At 45.0% G+C, this 20,851-nt stretch carries 19 protein-coding genes and 1 other RNA gene; 11 read left to right on the top strand and 9 right to left on the bottom strand.

The annotated features are described in order from the left end of the window. The first annotated feature begins 22 nt into the window (after positions 1 to 22). The 6 genes from LZG74_RS13055 (at position 23) to trmD (ending at position 5,674) form a co-directional block, all read left to right on the top strand. The gene (locus LZG74_RS13055; protein WP_233797011.1) at positions 23 to 1,363 is read left to right on the top strand and encodes a DUF4403 family protein; all 1,341 of its coding nucleotides are present in this window, start codon (positions 23 to 25) and stop codon (positions 1,361 to 1,363) included. A 108-nt stretch (positions 1,364 to 1,471) separates the two neighbouring features. After that, positions 1,472 to 1,879: RNase P RNA component class A (gene rnpB, locus LZG74_RS13050), an RNA gene on the top strand. A 55-nt stretch (positions 1,880 to 1,934) separates the two neighbouring features. Next, on the top strand, positions 1,935 to 3,455 hold the full coding sequence (locus LZG74_RS13045) for an OmpA family protein (RefSeq protein WP_233797010.1): 1,521 nt from the start codon (positions 1,935 to 1,937) through the stop codon (positions 3,453 to 3,455). A gap of 141 nt (positions 3,456 to 3,596) precedes the next feature. Next, positions 3,597 to 4,361, top strand: coding sequence for a 30S ribosomal protein S16 (locus LZG74_RS26400; protein WP_233797009.1), 765 nt, complete (start codon positions 3,597 to 3,599; stop codon positions 4,359 to 4,361). An 88-nt stretch (positions 4,362 to 4,449) separates the two neighbouring features. Then, on the top strand, positions 4,450 to 5,013 hold the full coding sequence (gene rimM, locus LZG74_RS13035; RefSeq protein WP_233797008.1) for a ribosome maturation factor RimM: 564 nt from the start codon (positions 4,450 to 4,452) through the stop codon (positions 5,011 to 5,013). Continuing rightward, positions 5,003 to 5,674, top strand: a complete 672-nt coding sequence (trmD, locus tag LZG74_RS13030) for a tRNA (guanosine(37)-N1)-methyltransferase TrmD (RefSeq protein ID WP_233797105.1) — start codon at positions 5,003 to 5,005, stop codon at positions 5,672 to 5,674. The genes rimM and trmD overlap by 11 nt, the downstream gene beginning before the upstream one ends. 2 nt (positions 5,675 to 5,676) lie before the next feature. Here trmD and LZG74_RS13025 read toward each other — a convergent pair whose 3' ends face one another. Beyond that, a complete protein-coding gene (locus LZG74_RS13025) occupies positions 5,677 to 6,120 on the bottom strand; it encodes a GNAT family N-acetyltransferase (RefSeq protein ID WP_233797007.1) in 444 nt (147 codons plus the stop codon). 47 nt (positions 6,121 to 6,167) lie between these two features. Beyond that, positions 6,168 to 7,199: an RluA family pseudouridine synthase gene (locus LZG74_RS13020; RefSeq protein ID WP_233797006.1), complete on the bottom strand. Its 1,032-nt coding sequence runs from the start codon at positions 7,197 to 7,199 to the stop codon at positions 6,168 to 6,170. Between the two features lie 40 nt (positions 7,200 to 7,239). Here LZG74_RS13020 and LZG74_RS13015 point away from each other — a divergent pair, with 40 nt between their 5' ends. After that, positions 7,240 to 8,136, top strand: coding sequence for a 1-aminocyclopropane-1-carboxylate deaminase/D-cysteine desulfhydrase (locus tag LZG74_RS13015; protein ID WP_233797005.1), 897 nt, complete (start codon positions 7,240 to 7,242; stop codon positions 8,134 to 8,136). Between the two features lie 5 nt (positions 8,137 to 8,141). On the opposite strand, the gene LZG74_RS13010 is transcribed toward LZG74_RS13015, so the two are convergent. From LZG74_RS13010 to rfaD, 3 genes are all read right to left on the bottom strand, one after another. Beyond that, positions 8,142 to 10,412 (bottom strand): cation:proton antiporter, encoded by a 2,271-nt coding sequence (locus LZG74_RS13010; protein ID WP_233797004.1) that lies wholly within the window; start codon positions 10,410 to 10,412, stop codon positions 8,142 to 8,144. Between the two features lie 107 nt (positions 10,413 to 10,519). Continuing rightward, positions 10,520 to 11,971 (bottom strand): Fe-S cluster assembly protein SufB, encoded by a 1,452-nt coding sequence (gene sufB / locus LZG74_RS13005; protein ID WP_026631702.1) that lies wholly within the window; start codon positions 11,969 to 11,971, stop codon positions 10,520 to 10,522. Positions 11,972 to 12,066: 95 nt separating this feature from the next. Next, positions 12,067 to 13,032, bottom strand: a complete 966-nt coding sequence (gene rfaD / locus LZG74_RS13000; RefSeq protein ID WP_233797003.1) for an ADP-glyceromanno-heptose 6-epimerase — start codon at positions 13,030 to 13,032, stop codon at positions 12,067 to 12,069. 104 nt (positions 13,033 to 13,136) lie between these two features. Here rfaD and LZG74_RS12995 point away from each other — a divergent pair, with 104 nt between their 5' ends. Together LZG74_RS12995 and lpxB are read left to right on the top strand one after the other, a co-directional pair. Next, complete coding sequence (locus LZG74_RS12995) at positions 13,137 to 13,556, top strand: 6-carboxytetrahydropterin synthase (protein ID WP_233797002.1); 420 nt, start codon at positions 13,137 to 13,139, stop codon at positions 13,554 to 13,556. Between the two features lie 20 nt (positions 13,557 to 13,576). Next, a complete protein-coding gene (lpxB, locus tag LZG74_RS12990) occupies positions 13,577 to 14,686 on the top strand; it encodes a lipid-A-disaccharide synthase (protein WP_233797001.1) in 1,110 nt (369 codons plus the stop codon). A gap of 11 nt (positions 14,687 to 14,697) precedes the next feature. On the opposite strand, the gene LZG74_RS12985 is transcribed toward lpxB, so the two are convergent. Next, positions 14,698 to 15,093 (bottom strand): type II toxin-antitoxin system VapC family toxin, encoded by a 396-nt coding sequence (locus LZG74_RS12985; protein WP_233797000.1) that lies wholly within the window; start codon positions 15,091 to 15,093, stop codon positions 14,698 to 14,700. Next, entirely contained in the window at positions 15,093 to 15,305 is a 213-nt protein-coding gene (locus LZG74_RS12980) for a DUF2281 domain-containing protein (RefSeq protein WP_233796999.1), read from the bottom strand. Before LZG74_RS12980 ends, LZG74_RS12985 begins: the two co-directional genes overlap by 1 nt. Before the next feature lie 122 nt (positions 15,306 to 15,427). On the opposite strand from LZG74_RS12980, the gene LZG74_RS12975 reads away from it, so the two are divergent. Then, complete coding sequence (locus LZG74_RS12975; RefSeq protein ID WP_233796998.1) at positions 15,428 to 15,952, top strand: GNAT family N-acetyltransferase; 525 nt, start codon at positions 15,428 to 15,430, stop codon at positions 15,950 to 15,952. 40 nt (positions 15,953 to 15,992) lie between these two features. Here the strand turns inward: LZG74_RS12975 and LZG74_RS12970 are convergent, their stop codons facing one another. Beyond that, positions 15,993 to 17,243 (bottom strand): asparagine synthetase B, encoded by a 1,251-nt coding sequence (locus LZG74_RS12970; RefSeq protein WP_409014479.1) that lies wholly within the window; start codon positions 17,241 to 17,243, stop codon positions 15,993 to 15,995. Positions 17,244 to 17,393: 150 nt separating this feature from the next. Next, the gene (locus tag LZG74_RS12965) at positions 17,394 to 19,106 is read right to left on the bottom strand and encodes a hypothetical protein (protein WP_233796996.1); all 1,713 of its coding nucleotides are present in this window, start codon (positions 19,104 to 19,106) and stop codon (positions 17,394 to 17,396) included. Between the two features lie 274 nt (positions 19,107 to 19,380). On the opposite strand from LZG74_RS12965, the gene LZG74_RS12960 reads away from it, so the two are divergent. Next, complete coding sequence (locus LZG74_RS12960; protein WP_233796995.1) at positions 19,381 to 20,838, top strand: hypothetical protein; 1,458 nt, start codon at positions 19,381 to 19,383, stop codon at positions 20,836 to 20,838. The last annotated feature ends 13 nt before the right edge of the window (positions 20,839 to 20,851 follow it).

Raw genomic sequence — 20,851 nt, 5'->3', positions numbered from 1 at the left:
AAGCACCTCCCCGAAAGCGCCCATGGAAGAATATAAGTACTCCGTTAATGAGATCCAGAATGAAAAGCACCTCTCGGTGCTGAATGTTCCGGTAGAAATCCCGATTTCTGAGATTGAGAATCAGATCAATGCGAAGATCAAAGGACTCATTTATGAGGATAACAGCTATGAGGATGAGGATAATGACAATCTGAAAGCGAAGGTTTGGAAAATAAGTCCTATAAAGGTTGTTGCAATTGATTCTTCATTTTTGTTTGAAGTCCCTCTTAAAATATGGGTAAGCGCCGGTTATAAAATCAGTCCCCTGGGCATCACTATGTCGGGTTATAAGGATACAGAATTTTCCATACGCATTCGTCTGATCTCAAAGTTGGAGATTTCACCTAACTGGGCGATCAAATCGGAAACATATGTGGATAGCTATGATTGGATAAGCGACCCGAATGTAAAAGTTGCCGGCATTAACATTCCGATCAAGAGCATGGCGAGCAGACTTTTGAATAAAAATTTTGAAAAAATAACACAGGCAATTGACGAACAGGTTGCCAGCAACATTGAGCTCAAAAAGAATGCAGAACTCGCCTGGAACATTGCCAGGCAGCCTGTTTTGCTGTCGAAGGAATTTGATACGTGGCTGGCTATCGTGCCGACAGGCGTTGTGATGACGCCTTTGCTGGCCAGGAATGGTATTCTTCGCTCGGTTATAGGTATTAAAGGTTACACGCAAACGATTACGTCGGCGGCCAAGCCTGCTATTCCTGCGGTTTTGAAGTTACCGAATTTGCAGATAGTCAATAAGGTTTCAGAGGATTTTAAAGTCGGACTGATCAGTGTCGTGTCTTATAAAGAAGCTGCGAGACTGGCAACGGCGAAGTTTGCGGGCGAAAAATTTTCTTTCCTAGCCGGGCAGTACAATGTAGAAGTCACTTCGATTGATATGTATGGTCAGAATGAAAAGCTGGTGATCAAGGCAGGGCTGAAAGGCAGTATAAATGGTGATATTTACCTGAAAGGCGTGCCGCATTATGATCCTGTAAGCCAGCAATTGTCATTGAAAGGTCTTGATTATGATTTGGATACGAAAAACTCGATTGTTAAGACGGCGGGTTGGCTGTTACAGGGCCAGTTTAGCAGGATGATGGAGAAAAAGATGGTGTTTCCGGTGGGCGGACAGATCAGCGATGCGAAAAAAACGATTCAAAAGGCGCTGTCCAATTTAAAAGTAACCGAGGGTGTCATTTTGAAAGGCAGCTTAACGGATATTACACCTGACAAGGTTTATTTAACACCGGAACACCTTTATGCTGTTGTATTTGCGAACGGAAATGTTAATTTGAAGGTCAATGGATTAAAGGGAATTTGACACAAAAATTCGGTAAAAATCCGCGTCATTATCATAATTTTTTACTTTTAATAGTATATTGACTGCTGATCGAAAGAAAGTATTTCTTAGCTTTGTGGTCAGAGGAAAGGAATAAGCTGACCTACCGCTGCGGTTTCGGCCGGAGAGGAAAGTCCGGGCAGCAGAGAGCACCGTACTTCCTAACAGGAAGGCAGCAGGCCGGAGACGGAATGCTGACAGCAAGTGCCACAGAAATTATACCGCCCTGGCATGTTTTTTATGTGACAAGGTAAGGGTGAAATGGTGGAGTAAGAGACCACCGCTCTTTGGGTGACCAAAGGGGCACGGTAAACCTTACGGGCTGAAAGGTCAAATAGGTGTCAATCCGTGGGGCTGCTCGTCCCCGTCTTTCGGGACATTGACACGGGTAGATCGTTAGAGGTTCCGGGTGACCGGAATCCTGGATAAATGGTAGGAGCTTGATGCTGGTTCGCCAGCTTAGAGTAACAGAATCCGGCTTACAGGCTTATTTTTTTTCTTATATTGAGTTAATTAATTAGTGAATATTTGAATCACATAACTGGTGTTTCCCATGAAGAGAAAGAATCTTTACGTTGCTTTTATTTGTTTTTCCCTACTGAGTTTGAATACGTTTGCCCAAAACCGGACGTACGAAGGGCCCAATAAGATGAACACCTGGTCCATCACAGGTTACGGGGGGATAACCAAGTTCTTCGGTGACATCAAAGAGTACGATTTCAAAAGGAGTAATAATGAGAAATTGACAGGAGGCTGGGGCCTTTCTATTAATAAGCAGTTATCTCCGCTTTTTGGGGTTCAGATCGTTGGTTACAATGGCCAGCTGCAAGGCTCAAAACAAGGTCACATGAGCCGCATCACAGGCAATTCTTACGATGTGGTCTTCAACAGCCCTTCTTTCGTTCAGGTAACAATCGACGGAACGCTTAATGTTAACAGACTGCTTTTCGGTTACAAGAAATTGAGAAGATGGAAAGTTGACGCGCATTTGGGAGCTGGAATTATCTACTACCACACTGATTTGACCGCTACCAACACAAACCCACGAAGTGAATTCTTCGGAAACACTTACGAAGTTTCTACAAACACAGACGCTAGTTCTAAAACAGCCGGTAAATGGGAACGCAATGGTTCTACATATACAAGAGAATGGGTTGTACCTGCCGGACTAGCCGTACATTATGAACTAACCCCAAGATTTGACCTAGGCCTAGACTTTACTTACAATTACGTAAATACTGAGAAACTGGATGCAACCGTAGGCGGTTTGAGCGATTACCGTACTCAAACTGGAATCTGGACGTTTGCAAAAGACGATTCTAAAAATGACGGATGGGGAATGGCTTCCATAGCATTGACTTACAAACTTGGTAAGAATGCAGTAATGGCAAAAAAAGGCAAATATGATGCTGGAAGCGGTCGTTACCACTTGCGTTGGGCAAATCCACAGTCTTTGATCCCTGTTCCTTACAATCCTACAATGGAAGATGCAGATTCAATCGCAAAAGCAAACATGCCTAAGCCAGTTGATCCACGTCTTTACACAGATTCAGATGGTGACGGTGTAGCTGATCTATTCGACAAAGAGCCAAACACACCAATCGGAAGCATCGTTTCAGGTGGTGGAGTTGCAATGGATCTGGACAAAATCATCAGAGACGCAATCAAAAACAACTTGCCGAAAGACGAGTGTGAAGCATTGTTCAGCAACATCGAATTCGACACTGACAAAGCGATCATCCGCAATCCTTCAAAAGAAACTTTGAGCAAAGTAGTTGAGCTTCTGAACATGCGTACAAACTGCCGCATCGTTCTGGTTGGTCACACAGATGCTCGTGCTTCTGACGCGTATAACGTATCACTTTCACGTCGTCGTGTTGATGCTGCGAAACGCTTCCTGATCCGTGCCGGAATTACTGATCCTAGCCGTATCATTGTAGAACATTACGGTGAGTATCGCCCAATCGCTGAAAACACAACAGTTGAAGGCTTGCAGTCTAACCGTCGCGTTGAAATTAAGATCTTGCCTAATAACACGATCCGCTCAACATATCCTGCTGGTTTCCGCCCTTAGGATTAGTTAAAACATATTGAAAAGGAAGGTAAGCGATTACCTTCCTTTTTTTATGCAAGCTGTTCGAGAATTCAGTAATTTCTCTTACCTTTGCACCCTGTTTAATTTAGGGACGAGTTCCCGATCATAACAAATTCAATAATGGCAGTTAAAATTAGGTTGGCGCGTCGTGGACGCAAGAAGAAGGCGATTTATGATATCGTAGTCGCAGATGCCAGAGCACCACGTGATGGTCGCTTCATCGAAAAATTGGGTATCTATAACCCGGGAACAAACCCAGCTTCCATCGTTTTGGAATCAGATAAAGCAGTTGATTGGCTTTTGAAAGGTGCGCAACCGACGGATACAGCACGTTCTATTTTGCAACATGAAGGTGTAATGCTTAAAAAACACTTGCAAGTAGGCGTTATCAAAGGTGCAATCACGCAAGAAGTTGCTGATTCACGTTTTGAAGAATGGAAAGGATCAAAAACAGACCGTAAAGCAACTGCTGCTGATACGTTGTCTCAGAAGAAAGATTCTGACAGACAAGCCAGACTTGAAGCTGAGCGTAAGGTAAGCCAGACTCGTGCGGAAGCAATCGCTAAGAAAAATGCGCCTCCTGTTGAAGAAGCTCCTGAAGTTGAGGAAGCAGATGCGGCTGTTGACACAGTGACAGAAGAAGTTTCTAACGAAGTTGCAGAGGAAACAACAGCTACTGAAACAGTAACTGAGGCTCCTGAAGCTGAGGCAGCTGCACCAGCTGAATCACCTGTTGCGGAAGCACCAGCTGAAACACCTGCTGCGGAAGCACCAGTTGAAACTCCTGAGGCTGCGGCACCAGCAGTTGAAGCTCCTGAAGCTGAGGCACCAGCATCAACTGAAGCTCCTGCAACGGATGAATCGGCAGAGAAAAAAGCTGAGTAATTAGCGTTAAAATACAATCTTTATGAGTCTGTCGGTGATCCGTACAGACTCATATTGTTTTATACTTACACCAATATTTAATAAGCAGGTGACACAAGACAATTGTTATTTATTAGGTTATATCGTCCGCACGCACGGAACGGCGGGCAATGTTGTCATTTTCCTTGATGTAGATTATCCCGAGGAATATGAAGATCTCGACGCAATTTATGTTGAAATCAAAGGAGAGCTTGTCCCTTATTTTATCGAAAACTTCAACTTGCAGAAGCAGGCCAATGCGATTGTGAAGTTTGAGGACATTAATACGATAGAAAAGGCACAGGCGCTTGTCGGAAGCTCACTTTATCTGTCCCTTGACGAGCTGGAAGAGCTGAGTAACAAGGAGTTCTATTATCATGAAATCAAAGGCTTCACGGTTGTAGATCAAACTGCCGGGACACTTGGTGTCGTGCGCGAAGTGTATTCCCTGAATGGCCAGGACCTGATCGCAATGGATTATCAGGGCGTAGAAGTGCTTATTCCAACTGCCGCTGACATTGTGCTAAGAGCGGATAAAGAGAATAAGCAACTTATGGTGAATTTGCCTGAGGGTTTACTGGAAGTTTATCTTGACAATTCTGACTCTGAAAATACGCCAGACGATGCGGATTGATATTTTGACATGCGTTCCGAATCTGCTGGATAGCTTCTTTGCACATTCTATCCTGAAACGTGCCCAACAAGGTGGTTTTGTGGAAGTGATGGTGCATGATATCCGCAATTACTCGGTTAATAAGCATCGGACGATTGATGATTATGCATTTGGCGGAGGGGCCGGGATGGTCTTGCAAATCGAGCCCATTGCACGTTGCATTCGTGGTTTGCAGGAGGAGCGGACTTATGACGAGATCATTTATCTCACACCGGATGGAGAGCTGATGCAACAGCCTATGGTGAACCAGCTTTCTCTGAAAGGGAACATTATTATGCTATGCGGCCACTACAAAGGGGTGGACCAGCGCGTGCGGGATATGTTTATCACCAAAGAAGTTAGTATTGGAGATTACGTGCTTTCGGGCGGAGAACTTGCCGCGGCTGTCCTTTCCGATGCCATTATACGCTTGCTTCCGGGTGTGCTTAATGATGAGACTTCGGCATTAACGGACTCCTTCCAGGATAACCTCCTTGCACCGCCTGTATACACGCGGCCAGCTGACTTCGAAGGCCATAAGGTTCCTGAGATCCTGATGTCGGGACATGAAGCTAAAATAGAAGAATGGCGCTATGAGCAATCCGTTCAGCGCACCAGGGAACGGCGCCCGGATTTGTTATAACATTAAAAGTCCAGGCTGCAATTGATCCACTCATTGTCGAAGTTGGTGCCGTACTTGCGGTAAAATCCAACGGCTGACGTATTCCAATCCAGCACCTGCCACAACATGCCCGTGCAGCCGGTTTGTTTGGCAGCTGCTACGGTCGCATCGAACAGGATCTTGCCTATGCCATTCCCGCGCATATCTTCTGTCACGATAATGTCTTCCATGTATAATCTTTTCCCTTTCCAGGTCGAATACCGGTAATAGTAGAGCGACATGCCAATGATCCTGGAATCCGATTCGGCCACAAAGAAGTCATACAATTTTTCATTATAGTCACGGGTCATTTTTTCGACATTGTTCGAAACTTGATCCAGGGCCCGTTCATAAAGCGCCAGTTCTTTGACCAATTCAAAAATTGCAGGGATGTCTTCGAGGTTTCCGGGTCGGGTTGAGATTGTCATAGCTTGGTTTTATAAATATCCAGTAAGAGTTTAGAAGATACAATTTCCTACTGATTGTTCGTATAGATTTCCCACTTTTCTAGAATTGCCTGAAAGTTTTCGGGAAGTTCAGTGTCAAATTGCATCCATTGCCTTGTGGCAGGATGTACAAATCCCAGGGACTTTGCGTGCAGTGCCTGGCCAGGCAGCAGATCAAAAAGATTCGTTACCATGGCTTTATAACTGCCATTTGACGGGCCGCGCAGGATTTTGTCGCCGCCATAAGTGGTGTCATTAAAAATCGGATGGCCAATGTGCTTCATATGCGCCCTGATCTGGTGCGTACGGCCCGTTTCAAGGTTACATTGAACAAGTGTGACGTAGTGGAAGGATTGGATCGTCTTGTAATGCGTGATCGCATGCTTCCCCTGGCTTCCATCGGTAAAGACGTCCATTACACGACGATCTTTTGCACTCCGCCCAACGTTTCCGGTTATAGTTCCTGATTGCTCCTTGGGTTCTCCCCAAATCAAAGCATTGTAGGTCCGCTCAATGGTGTGATCCGAAAACTGTTTGGCTAAAAACGTCATTGCAAATTCAGTTTTTGCAATAACAAGCAGGCCCGAAGTGTCTTTATCAATTCGGTGAACCAATCCCGGCCGTCCTTCGCCATTTCTACCTGTGGGCAGTTGCTGAAAGTGGTAAACCAATGCATTAATCAGCGTTCCCGACCAGTTTCCAAATGCCGGGTGAACAACCATGCCGGTTGGCTTATTAACAATCAGAAGCACTTCATCTTCATAAATAATGTCAAGCGGAATGTTTTCGGGAATGATCTCCGTATCGCGCGGCGGCTCTGGGAGGGAAAGGGTAATGACATCCAGCGGCTTTACTTTATAACTCGCTTTGGTAACCAGCCCATTCACCTTTACGGCTTCCGCATCAATTCCATTTTGTATTTTTGTCCGGGAAGCATTTGCGACATGTAAGCTAAGATATTTGTCCAGCCTGATCAATCCCTGGCCTTTGTCAGCAACAATCCTGTAATGTTCAAACAAATCATCTTCTTCTGAGGCAATCTCAATATGGTCTTCGGACATTCGAAATGGTCATTTATTATAAACAAAATTATCAAAATAAGTGGATTTAATAAGTGCCGCGCTCCCCACCCCGATAGAGAGACTTTCCAATGTCATGACGGAAGCTGCCGGTATAACGTTGTACATCAAGCGTGATGACCTGATCCATCCGACGGTGTCCGGTAACAAATGGCGGAAGCTGAAATACAATTTGCTCGAAGCCAGCAGACAGGGATATACACGCATTCTGACATTCGGCGGTGCGTTTTCCAATCACCTGTATGCCACTGCAGCTGCGGGTAATGCTTTGGGTTTTGAAACAATCGGCGTTGTAAGGGGCGAAGAATTAGCAGAAAAGCTTTCGCCTACATTGCTGTTTTGCCAGGATCAAGGAATGCAGCTGTATTGCGTATCGCGGTCGGAATACAAGCTGAGGAGCTCGGATAATTATCTGCTGGATCTCGCCAAAAGATTTGGTCATCCTTTTATAGTCCCGGAAGGCGGTACTTCCACATTAGCATTGCAGGGCATAGCGGAAATGGTGCCGGAAGTAAATGTGCAACTGGCTAAAACCGCTGATTACTTTGCCGTTGCTGCGGGCACCGGAGGAACAGCAGCCGGACTGCTATCTGCTGGCGCAAATGTGCTTGCTTTTTCAGCATTAAAAGGCGGCGAATTTTTGAAAAATGACATTAGCATGCTGGTAAGCAACCAACATTCATCCGGAAGTTTACAGCTTTTTACGGATTACCATTTCGGAGGCTATGCCAAATGGAACCCAGAGCTTATCGCGTTCATGCAGAATTTCAAGGACGAATTCGGCATCCAGCTCGAACAGGTTTACACGGCGAAAATGTTCTTCGGACTTTTTGATCTGATCCGAAAAAATCATTTTCCAAAAGGGACTACAATCGTTGCCGTGCACACGGGCGGCTTGCAGGGATTGCTTAAAGCGTAGGCAATTCAGGACAGGGCGGGGATTTCTTCGTCGCTGTTCGCCGATTTTGTTCTGACAAATTCTTTGATCAGATCTTTTTCTCCCGCGATCCACAATACATCATCATTCTCTATGATCATCGACGAATCGGGGTTTAGGATGCGCTCGCCGTTCCGTTCCAGCCCTACAATCATCCCCCGCGTTTTTTCCCTGATCTGACTGCTTCGGATACTTTTTCCACGGATCTGATATTCGCTTCTCACTTCCACGCGTTCCAGCACAATGCTGTCTTCGTGCGCCATATAGACGTCCCCATTGGTGCTCACCTCAATGTGCCCCCGGAAGATATCCAGCTGGTCGTCCGTCCCGATGACTTCGATGCGGTCACAGGGATACAGCACTTCGGTAGGGCGGGGGAGATAAATCGTTTTACTGCCGCGCTCGATCAGCACAACATTGATCCCAAAATTTTCCCTGATCTTCAATTCCTGCAGAGTTTTGCCAATAAGAGAGGAATCGGCACTCACTTCCAGAAAAGCAAAGTGTGCGTCCCAGGGCAGCAATATCATTTTGGATTTTCCACTTCCTTCCAGCTGTCTTGCATTTAAATTTTGCAAAAAACGCTCTTCAATGCGGGTGTAAAAGGTTTGTAATCTTTGATAAAAAATCGCAAAACCCAGGATCATAATCCCGCCGGCAACGGCCAGCGCGGTGGGCGTTGCAAAAAAGGAGTTGAGCAGGAAACCCATCAATAAAATAGCAATCAGCACGCGCGAAAGTTCCAGCAACAGCAACGGGCCGCGGCTGAATTTCCGGCTTAACCAGATCGCTGAATAAGCTTTCCTATTGGATCTTTTGAAAATGAGCGCCCATAGGAATGGAGAAATTAAAAGAAATGTAATGCCAAACAAAACAGCATTGGTAATGTAAGTTTCCGGAACCCTGGTATGCAATTGATCCGCCAGCTGACGCGAGGAGGCCATTACAATCCCAATGATCACCACCGAATTTAGGATAACCGTTTGTGAATAGGATTTCAGGATCTGGTTCCAATGCGTGGTCTGGACAATCGTTTCGGTGCTGGTGCTATATCTGTTCAGATAATGTTTCCACCGCTCCGGCAGTCGTTTTTCGAGCCATTCTGAAAGCGGTTCGGAGGCTTTCATCATGTAAGGTGTCGTAAATGTGGTGATGACAGAAACCCCCACCGCAATCGGATAAAGAAAACTGCTTGTTACGCTCAGCGAAAGTCCCAGGTTGGCAATAATGAATGAAAATTCACCGATCTGCGACATGCTCATTCCGGACTGCAATGAATTTTTGAGTGGCTGTCCCGAAATGATGGCGCCCAGTGAAACGAATGTTGTTTTACCTAAAATCACAACCAAAACCAGTATGGCTGTCGGCAATGCATATTCCACCAGCAGGCCAGGATTAATCAGCATCCCGACAGATATAAAGAACACAGCACCAAAAAGATCTTTCAACGGTTTTAACAAATGCTCGATCTTTTCGGCATGGGTAGTTTCAGCCAGGATCGAACCCATGATGAACGCGCCAAGCGCTGCCGAAAAGCCCGCCTGCGTTACCAGAAAAACCATCCCAAAGCATAATGCCACAGAGGTGATAAGGACGCTCTCGTCGTTCATTAGCTTTCTGTAACGCCTGAGAAGCGTGGGAAACACAAATATGCCGCCCAAAAACCATAATGTCAGGAAGAAAAACAATTTAAGAATGGATTGCAAAAGCTCCATTCCAGCAAATTGCTGACTGATCGAAAGCGTGGAAAGCAGCACCATGAGCAGCACTGCCGTCAAATCCTCAATCACCAGGATGCCCAGCACGACGCGGGTGAATTTCTGTGTTTTTAACCCTAGTTCATCAAAAGCCCTGAATATGATCGTGGTGGAGGAAATCGCGATGATCCCACCCAGAAAAAGACTGTCTGTTTTGCTCCATCCCAGCAGCTGGCCCGTTGTAAAACCGGTGGCCAGCATCATTCCTACTTCAAACAAACCCGTTATAGCGGCTGTATTACCGACCTTGACCAGTTTTTTAAAACTAAATTCGAGACCTAAGTTGAAGAGTAGGAAAATCACACCAATCTCAGCCCATATCTCAATGGTTTTGATGTCTGTGATGGTTGGAAATAAGTTGAAATTAGGACCTACAAGCAATCCAGCCAATATGTAACCTAAAACGATGGGCTGTTTTAATTTTTTGAAAATAAGGGTAATGATACCCGCCATCGTGAGTATTAATGAAAGGTCGACAATCAGTTGCGGAACGTGCGTCATATAATGGTTTAGTGGCGAATATTTTCTTGAGGTCAATAAAATACAAAAAGCCTCTGACGTATCAAAGGCTTTTGTAATGCAATCGTATAAAAATTTGGGTTACAGCATCAACCTACGCTGCCTTCCAAACTGATTTCCAGTAATTTCTGTGCTTCGACTGCAAACTCCATCGGAAGCTGGTTCAGCACTTCTTTTGCGTAACCGTTAACGATCAATGCAACCGCCTGCTCGGTAGGAATTCCGCGTTGATTACAGTAAAAAAGAATGTCTTCACCGATCTTCGAAGTGGTTGCTTCGTGTTCCACAGTTGCGGAAGGGTTGCTTACTTCAATGTATGGGAATGTATGCGCCCCGCATTTGTCACCCAATAACAGGGAATCACATTGCGAGAAGTTACGGGCTTTTTCGGCTTTCTTGAAAACCTGCACGAGTCCTCTGTATGAATTCTGGCTCTTACCGGCTGAAATACCTTTTGAAACGATACGGCTTTTCGTATTCTTACCGATATGGATCATTTTCGTCCCCGTATCAGCTTGCTGCATGTTATTAGTAACCGCAACAGAGTAAAATTCACCAATTGAATTATCGCCTTTCAGGATCACCGAAGGATATTTCCACGTGATCGCCGAACCGGTTTCGACCTGCGTCCATGAGATTTTTGAGCCAGCACCGTCACAAAGACCGCGCTTGGTTACAAAGTTGTAAATCCCGCCTTTTCCGTCTTTATCGCCCGGATACCAGTTCTGAACAGTTGAATATTTGACATTTGCATTCTCATGTGCGAAGATTTCCACAACAGCCGCATGCAGCTGGTTTTCATCACGCATCGGCGCTGTACAGCCTTCCAGATAACTTACGTGGCTATCAGCATCACCGATAATCAGCGTACGCTCAAACTGTCCGGTTCCCGCAGCATTGATACGGAAGTAAGTGGAAAGCTCCATCGGGCAACGAACGCCTTTTGGAATGTAAACAAATGAACCATCAGAGAATACAGCAGAATTCAATGCTGCATAATAGTTGTCTTTCGGCGGAACAACCGATCCCAGATATTTCTGAACCAATGCAGGATGTTCACGAATAGCCTCGCTGATGGAGCAAAATATAATTCCCTTTTCTTTCAGCGATTCTTTAAATGTTGTAAAAACCGATTCAGAGTCCATAACGGCATCAACCGCGATGGAAACGCCTGAAAGTCTTTTTTGCTCGTTAAGAGAAATTCCCAGACGCTCAAAAGTGTCGCGCAATTCCGGATCAATGTCATCCAGACTGTCAACCTGCTTTTTCTTTTTAGGCGCCGAATAATATTTGATTGCCTGAAAATCGATTTTTGGATAATGTACGTTAGGCCACTTGGGTTCAGCCATAGTAAGCCACAAATGATAAGCTTTCAAACGCCACGCAAGCATCCACTCCGGTTCATTTTTTTTGGCTGAGATAAACCTGACAATATCATCATTCAGCCCCATAGGAGCTTCATCTGCTTCAATATCAGTTACAAAACCATATTTGTATTCCGAACTGGTGATTTCCTCCAACAATTCATCTTCTTTGCTCATAGTCTAATTATTATCACACTGTGTTTCGTTTAATAGTAACACAGAGAACGGGGATTGAGTTTATTGAGAACATCAAAAATACACAAAATGCGGATTTATAGGTAAGCTCCCGTCGAAAGATAGTTCTTCACATAGTCATCAATTCCTTCTTCCAATGAGGTAAAAGGACGTGTGAAACCGATGGAGCGAAGTTTGCTCATATTGGCCTGCGTGAAATACTGATATTTATCCCTGATATCTTCCGGCGTGTCTATATACGAAATGTCAACCGGCTTGCCCATTGCATTGAATGTGCTTGTTACCAGGTCTTTGAATGTCCGGGCGCGGCCGCTTCCAAGGTTATAGATTCCGGAGTTTTTGCGGTGATGCATGAAGAAAATGCAAACGTCGATCAGGTCTTTTACATAAATAAAATCACGCATTTGCTCGCCGTCCTGGAAATCGGGGTTATGCGAGCGGAAAAGCTTCATTTTCTCCGTTTTATTGATCTGATTAAAGGCATGCATAACCACGGAAGCCATCCTTCCTTTGTGATATTCATTCGGCCCATATACATTGAAAAACTTCAATCCTGCCCAGAAAAATGGTTTTTTCTCTTGCTGTAATGCCCAGATATCAAACTCATTCTTAGAGTCGCCATATGGATTCAGCGGTTTAAGCTGTGATAATGTCGATTCGTTATCATCGTAACCGTGCTCGCCAAGTCCGTAAGTGGCTGCTGACGAAGCATATACAAGCGGAATCTGGTAAGTAACGCATTTCTCCCAAATCTGCTTGGAATAACTCACATTCAGTTCCTCAAAAATATCCCTGTCAAATTCTGTCGTATCAGTCCGTGCGCCGATGTGAAAGATGAATTCAACATCCCGGTTGTTTTGATCAAGCCAGTCGAAAAGCGCAGTTCTTTCCACTTTTTCCTGAATTGTTTTTCCTGCAAGATTTTCTGCTTTCTCGATTTTAGAAAAATCATCGACTGCGATAATGCTTTTGAAACCGTCCTTATTTAGTCGGCTGATAAGCCCGCTGCCAATGAATCCGGCTGCACCTGTTACGATAATCATGGGAGAGATATATGTGATTTTTATTATTATCCTCTTGTTAAGCTGCAAAACTACGGATACAAGATGTAATTTTGTACCCTATTTATTAAGGGAGAAGAAGATTTATGATTTACGTAACAAGAAAAGAGCATTTTAACGCAGCCCACCGTCTTTTCAATCCGGCATGGTCTGAGGAAAAAAACCAGGAAGTGTTTGGGCCATGTGCTAACAACAACTGGCACGGACACAATTTTGAGCTGATTGTTACTGTAAAAGGAAAGCCGGATCCGGACACGGGATTCGTGATCGACTTAAAGGTGCTGGGTGACATTGTGAAAGAGAAAGTGGTGGACAAAGTGGACCATAAAAATCTCAATTTGGATGTTGATTTTATGCAGGGCAAAATGGCTTCCTGTGAAATTTTTGTAACCGAAATATGGAATATCCTTGCGCCTGCCATCGCTGCCGCATCCCCGCAGTCCAAGCTGCATTACATTAAGCTGGTTGAAACGCCAAAGAATTTCGTAGAGTATTACGGCGAATAAGCGCCAACTGACTAGTCCAGATGAAATATTACCTCATTGCCGGAGAGCGTTCGGGAGATTTGCATGGTTCCAACCTCATTGGTGGAATCCGTGAGAATGATCCTGATGCGCAGTTCCGTGGCTGGGGAGGGGATATGATGGCGGCCTCGGGCATGGAATTGGTCACACATTACAAGGACACTGCTTTCATGGGTTTCCTGGAAGTTGCGCTCAACCTGCACAAAATTTCTGGTTTTCTCAAAAAATGTAAAGCCGATATCCTTGCATACAAGCCGGATGCATTGATCCTGATCGACTACCCGGGCTTCAACCTGCGCATTGCGTCATTTGCGAAGTCAAAAGGCTTGAAGGTTTTCTATTACATTTCTCCCAAAGTGTGGGCCTGGAATCAGAAGCGGGCATTAAAGATCAAACAGAATGTAGATCATATGTTCGTGATCTTTCCCTTTGAAATTGATTTTTACAAAAAATTCGATTACAAAGTAGATTACGTCGGCAATCCGCTGATGGACGCAATCGCAGCATTCAAGCCCGATCCTGACTTTAAGCAAAAGAACAATCTGGAAGACGATAAGCCTGTCATAGCATTACTGCCAGGCAGCAGGCAGCAGGAAATCATCGGCATGCTGGACATTATGCTGACTGTTCAGCCCCATTTCCCGGATCATCAATTCGTCATTGCTGGCGTAAGCAATTTGCCCCAAACATTGTATGAAAAATACATTGCAGCTCACAACGCCATCATTGTGTACGAATCCACCTATGATTTGCTGAACATTGCGGATGCTGCATTGGTAACTTCCGGCACAGCAACTCTGGAAACCGCCTTATTCAGTGTTCCCGAAGTGGTTTGTTACAAAACGAGCACATTCTCCTATGCCATCGCCAAGCGCCTCATCCGCGTGCCTTATATTTCATTGGTCAATCTTATTTTGGAAAAAGAGGCGGTTAGAGAGTTGATCCAGGATGACTTAAACGAGAATCAGCTGGTCAGCGAATTAAAGAAAATCCTACCCGGCGGAGCCGAGCATCAACATCAAATGCAGGACTACAAAACGCTGCAAAACACAGTAGGAGGGCCTGGGGCGTCTGGCAGAGCGGGTGGATTGATCGTTGGATATTTGAAATGACTATGTCAAAATCACCAGATTCGTCCAATCTCGCTGCCGACAAAATAATTATCGAAAATGGCATCATTACTAAGAAGATCCATTTTTTCTGACAAGGCCTGAGAAGCGATCAGGCGGTCAAAGGGATCTTTATGATAAAAAGGAAGGCTGCTTTGCATCACTGTATGGGCAAAATCTAGCGAAACAATTGCCATATCAGCTCGGTAAATATCAGCAAGTATAGTCTCATAGGGAGCTGTCATTTGTAGCTTGCCTAATGCCACCTTTATGCTAATTTCCCACAGGCTTACTATGCTGATAAAGATCTCGTTCTCTTCATTTTCAATAATCTCTCTCGAACATTTACTTAAATTTTCAGAACCTTTAAGAAACCAGATGAATGTGTGTGTATCGATTAAATATTGCATTACATGTAAGGTTTAAACTCGTCTAGCGGCTCGTCGAAGTCATCTGACATTTCGTATTTCCCCTTGGCCATGCCAAACACCCTTTTTTTCTGAACAGGTTGATCTGAGCCGTTAACATATTTGTTCTTCAAAAATGAGATATACTGCATTACTTCGAGCCTCAAATTTTCCGGAAGGGAATGAATCTCTGATAAAATCGCTTTCTCTGTCATGATTTCCTTTTTTTGTCAATCAAAAATAATAAATGCAATTTGTAATTTCTAGGATATAAACGACACGATCTGTCATTATAAGTTGGCCTTATAAATTATTTAGCAAACCACAGATTACCCCCATGAATCCAGCCGAATATCACTTAGACAATCAATACCAGGATCCAAACAACGGAGAAGCCAACTCGGCAATCAAAATCATAGATTACAATCCCACCCATGCAAAGGCATTTTACGATTTGAATTATGCATGGATATCAGAAGCATATGAAGTGGAGCCGGAGGATGAAAAAGTCCTTGACGATCCCGAGAGCTATTACCTGAAAGACGGTGGTGCCATACTAATAGCGCTTTACCAAAACGAAGTTGTAGGGACATGCGCCTTGAAACAAGGCGAGCCGGGCACGTTGGAAATGAGTAAAATGACTGTTTCGAAAGAAATGCGAGGCAAAAAAATTGGAGATCTGCTGGGTAATGCGATCATTGAAAAAGCGCGCGATTTAGGAGCGCAAAAAATCATTCTTTATTCCAACAAAAAAGGCTCAGCAGCAGGCATCAATCTTTACAGGAAGCTGGGTTTTGTTGAAGTGCCGCTAACCGGTCACAACTTTAAGCGCGCAGATATCAAAATGGAATTGGCATTGTAGCAAGTCAATCTGATCCTGATAATACCGGGATTATCCGGTCTCAGGTTTTGCGCTTCTTCTTCCGTGCCGAAGGGAACAAAACATTGTTCAATATCAATCGGTAACCCGGCGAATTGGGATAAAGATTCAGGTCGGTGGGCATTCTGCGACCGCCTCCGCCGCGTCCTTCGGGATCGTGACCACCATAGAATGTCCATTGTCCTCGGCCGAGTTCGCCATAGATGTAGCGATCCGAAGAAGCTGCTGTTCCCATAACGAGTACGCTGGGTTTGACGGTTTTTTTTGAGAATGCAAAAGTCTGACCCATAAATTCCCTGATCAGATGTTCATGATTCTGAACGAGCATTGCAGGGATTACGTCCCATTTGGCAGAAAAATCAAATAACGAAAAGTATGCTCCTTCTTCACCCCAGCTGCGAAAACCTCCCGCGGAGGAATTGATGTCGGAAAATGTCATCCCTTCATATTCATCCAGCGCCAGTTTGAAGTTCTGGAATGCGAATGTTTTTTCAAAATCGAGCCTGGACTGCGCGTCAGGATCCACGCCGTCGCCATCCATATTGTCGACAATATCAATGCCCTCGGCTGCTAATGCAATGTCGAAAGTCTCTGCGCCTGAGCACATGGCAAACAGGAACCCGCCGCCTGCACAGAAATCCTTTATTGCTTTTGCAACGGCCAGCTTCATTTGCGGCACTTTGGCAAAACCAAACCGGCTCGCGATGGATTCCTGCGCTTTCACATCTGCTGGCGTGGTCCGTCGCAGACTTTTGCCAAACTGCCCTGTAAAATCTTCGTGATGCAAATGCAGCCAGTCGTATTTCGGCAGGTCGCCTTTCAGGATTTCTTCATCATAAATAACCTCAAAAGGAATCTCGGCATATTTCAAAACCAGTAAAACAGCATCCGTATTCTCGAACTCGGACGGGCTGATTTTAATCGGTGAATAAACGGCGATTTTAGCGGCCTTATGCAGCTTGATCAGATCCATATTCACGTTCGGATCACTGATCTGGCTCACAATCTGCGCGCTGGCGGATTCGGATAGCACTTCATAGGAAACAGCGCGGAGCTTGCATTCATTCTCAATGGACTTGCTGTAAGCCACTTTGAAAGCCCCGCCCCGGTAGTTAAGCAGCCAGTCAACGTCAATTTCCCCATTCAGCAACATGTACGCGAGGCCATAGGCCTTTAAGTGATTTGTCTGCGTGTGATCCATCGGGATCAGGATCTGATTCGCAAGGGTGTTTTGCGAGACGAGCACCAAAATGAGTATTATAAACCTCTTCATCATAACGTGACAGGTTAAATTTCCAGCGCCAGAAAACAGGGGAGGGTAAAATCAAATTTAACGAATAATCACGATATTAAATGCTTGCCAGTAAGTGAATTAGTTATTTTTTTCTTAGATCAAAATTGGGTTTTAAAAGTAAAGAAGGTGTTACGAAAAGCGGATGATATGTTTGAAAGGCGTAAAGCCGGTCAGGAACACAGTGGGCGCTTCCACGGGCGGAAGCGCGCCGCGTAATGCAATGTTTTTGTGCAAGCCAATTCCCGGTTCAAAAGAAATGGTGTCACCATTCAAGCTATAACTCCCGGTCCCTTCTTTCAGCAGCCACGAATCTTTGGCTTTTTCAATCTGGGTAAGCCCGGTGAATGTTCCGCCCGGCCTGAAAATAAGTTCAAGAGCCAAAGGGACGCGTTCGGTGCCGGAGGTTTGGATCTCGATCTGCATGCCATCATCCGTTTCGCTGATCAGGATTTTTGTTTCCAGGGTCTGCACTTCACTAACAGGCCGGAAGAGGCGCGGCATTTTCTCCCAGTCTCCGTCTTTGGCAATAAAATCTTTGGGATAGGGTTGGTAATAAGGTCCTTCCAATGTCTGAATAAGTTCCCAGGTTTTTCCCTGCTCATCAATTTGCTCCGACTGAAACTGACCTTTGCCAAAAAACGAAGAGGCCAGTCGCACGCCCTGCAAAACCGCATTTCCTTTCATGAATGTAAACCAGGTAGGGTTGTTGGCGATCAATGTGCTGTCCCAGTTGCCCCGGCGGATGCGGACGAGGCCCGAATTTGGGAAAGTTTTGACATAGTTAACCGGCAGCGGCTTCGGAGCGGGCAAGTCTTTCCATAATGTCTGGTCGGCGAGGTAATAGTCCAGGAAACCGCCGATTTTAAGTCCGGCCGTCTTTTCGATCATCTGGCACATTGCTGCATAACCACCGTTTTGATCTTTCAAAGCCAGATAGCGATAAGGATAATAATAGTTTTCCAATGTCCCTATCAATGCCTTATCCTGCCGGCCTGACGCATCAGTGACGATCTCGCCATTGGGATGAACGTAAAACATCGTCATATCCAGGTTCTTCCGAACGTTGTCCAGCAGTTCCGGTTTGTTGAAGCCATTCGCAATCGTGATAAGCAGCCGATCGGTCAGTGAGGAATAAATAAAAGTGCTTTTTTCATTGTATTGCCCATCCTGATCCATGTCAATGTGTTCACCGAGCCATTCTTCCGCCCGGGCCACATACTTGGGATCGGGCCAGAGCGAGTTGAGCTTGGCCAGCGCCGCACACACCACCCATCTGTGATTGGGCGTGTGGATCCCACCGACCGACAATGCGTTTCCGCCCCGGATCAGGAAGGTTTTAAGGTTTGCGAGCATTTTTTCAGAACCTTTTGTCCCTGATTTCTGAATGAGCGTATATGCGGTTGCGAGGCGCTTCACGAGAAATCCTGTATCCGGGGTCGAATGAAAATTGGTGGAAAGCAAATCAATGGTTCCATCCGCATGCTGCGTTTTGACAAGATATAATGCTGCCAGGTCCATATCAGCCAGTAGTTCCGGCGATTGAAAAAAGCGGGAGTTTGAAGTCGAGATTGCATTGCCGCCTGCCTGGATCAGTGCGGATGTGGTGTGTGGATTAACAACGTCAAAAGCGTCCATCAGGCCACCATATGCGGGATTTGCAGCATCCTTAATCTGCAATTTTCTGATTGCCTCTACACCGACATCATTTTGTTTTACCAGCGTATCCAACCATTCCGGCATTTTTTGTATCTTCTTGGTTACAGTGCTGAATGCGAGCGCTGAGGTGATGGGTAATGTGCAGATTCCAGCAGCCGCCCCTTTTACAAATATTCTTCTGTTCATTGTAGGATATGGTTCTTATGACTTCAAAAGGAGCGGAAATGAAGGGGTTACTTGCTGATAGAACTTATACTACATTATTTCCAATATTTGTGCCGGATGCATTGGATTTGAATAAAAATTAGAACAAATTTGATCCCGATTTTACAACTAGTAAGAATGTTTTGTTTGCCGTATGCTAACTGCGTTTTCAAAAGCCCGAAGTTTTCGAGAGCTTTAATATGCCTTTTTGCCTTCTCCACACCATCTTTTACATTTTGTTTGCCGGAAATTTCAAATGAAAACAACGCTACTACGCAATTTAAGTTTGGGCTACCTTCTTTTGCCTAACCTGATTTTTTCGCTGGGATGGTTTCGGTTGCCTTTGTCGGTTATGCTTGCGCTGGCGATCATCTGTATATTCGTTTACAATTATCGCCTCGAAAAAAACAATCTGGCCGAACTCAGCAGCAAGCAGCTGGTTCAGATATCCGTTATTTCCTTGCTCATTATTGCATTCTCGGGGATAGGGGGATTTTGCTTCCAGGCATTTGATTACTGGGCACATAATTCAAAATACTACACGCTCTTCAATCATTCCTGGCCGGTTTTATTTAAGGCAAATGGTCGTTATGCTTGTCATTATTTTGGTTTTTTCCTGGTTCCCGCGCTGATCTCTAAAATGCTGGGCGAATTATCTGGAATAGCGCTTTATCTGTGGGCTTCTCTGGGGCTGTTTCTTGGGTTTTGCTGGATATTCATTTTTACGGGAAAAAGTTATCTGTCGCTCGTGCTGTTCCTTTCGCTGGGAGGCATAGGGCATTTGGTGAAAGTGGTTACTTTGAGGTTAATCGGTCTCAATTATCACGTGCCCCCGTTTTTCACAGAAATCTGGCCCGTGCTTTATCAGGCGCAATGGGCGCCTAACCAGCTAATCCCGATCATCATTGTTTCGTCCATTCTCTTCCATGACTATGTGTATTTGAAAAAGCCCGAACGCAGCTTCCTGGCCGTGATCGCCATTTTTATCTGGGGGATTTTCCCTTCGATCGTTTTTGTGATCATTTTCTCAATGCTTATCCTGCTGCGTTATGGCAGGGATATCAAAGCATTTTTCCAACGTCAGGTGCTGATTGACATTCTCGTTCCCGGCCTGATCTTCATCCCGACTTTCTTCTATTTCTTGTCTGGTAAAAGTTCGGTTATAGCAGGTTTTATATGGCAGTTCAATCCTTTGAACGAGATCGCATTTCACTATTTCTTCGGTGTGGTCATTGATCTGGGCGTGCTGATCGGCATTGTGTTCATCCTGAACCTTCATAAAAACATCAACCGGGACATCATAGTAGCATTGTTTACGCTCCTTATCCTGATTTCGCTGGTGAGAATGGGTAAATGGAACGACTGGTTCCTGAGAGGAAATACACCGGTTTTGACTTTGCTTTCGCTTTTTATCCTGCAAGGTTTTTCCACCTGGATCAAAGAGCATCCACATTGGTACAAGCAGAAAGTGGCATATCCTTTAATGATATTTCTTTTGCTGGGCCTCGTGGTCCCTATGTCGCAGATCCGGCGTGCCTTGCAGGAGAACGTGGTTACGTCCATGCTTTTCCCGGACAAGGTGAAATTCACTCCTTATCCTTACAATCAGTTTGAAGATTTTTATGAGCTGGGCCTGAGCATTTATTCCCAGCAGGAAGCCAATCAGTTTTTAGGCCAGAAAGGGTCTATCTACGAATTGTATTTAGCACGATAACACAAACCTTCTC

The sequence above is a fragment of the Dyadobacter sp. CY327 genome, from assembly GCF_021390415.1.
GTDB classification, from domain to species: Bacteria; Bacteroidota; Bacteroidia; order Cytophagales; family Spirosomataceae; genus Dyadobacter; species Dyadobacter chenhuakuii.
The sequence above is the reverse complement of the archived record's forward strand: the minus strand, read 5'-3'. Positions and strand labels throughout refer to the sequence as shown.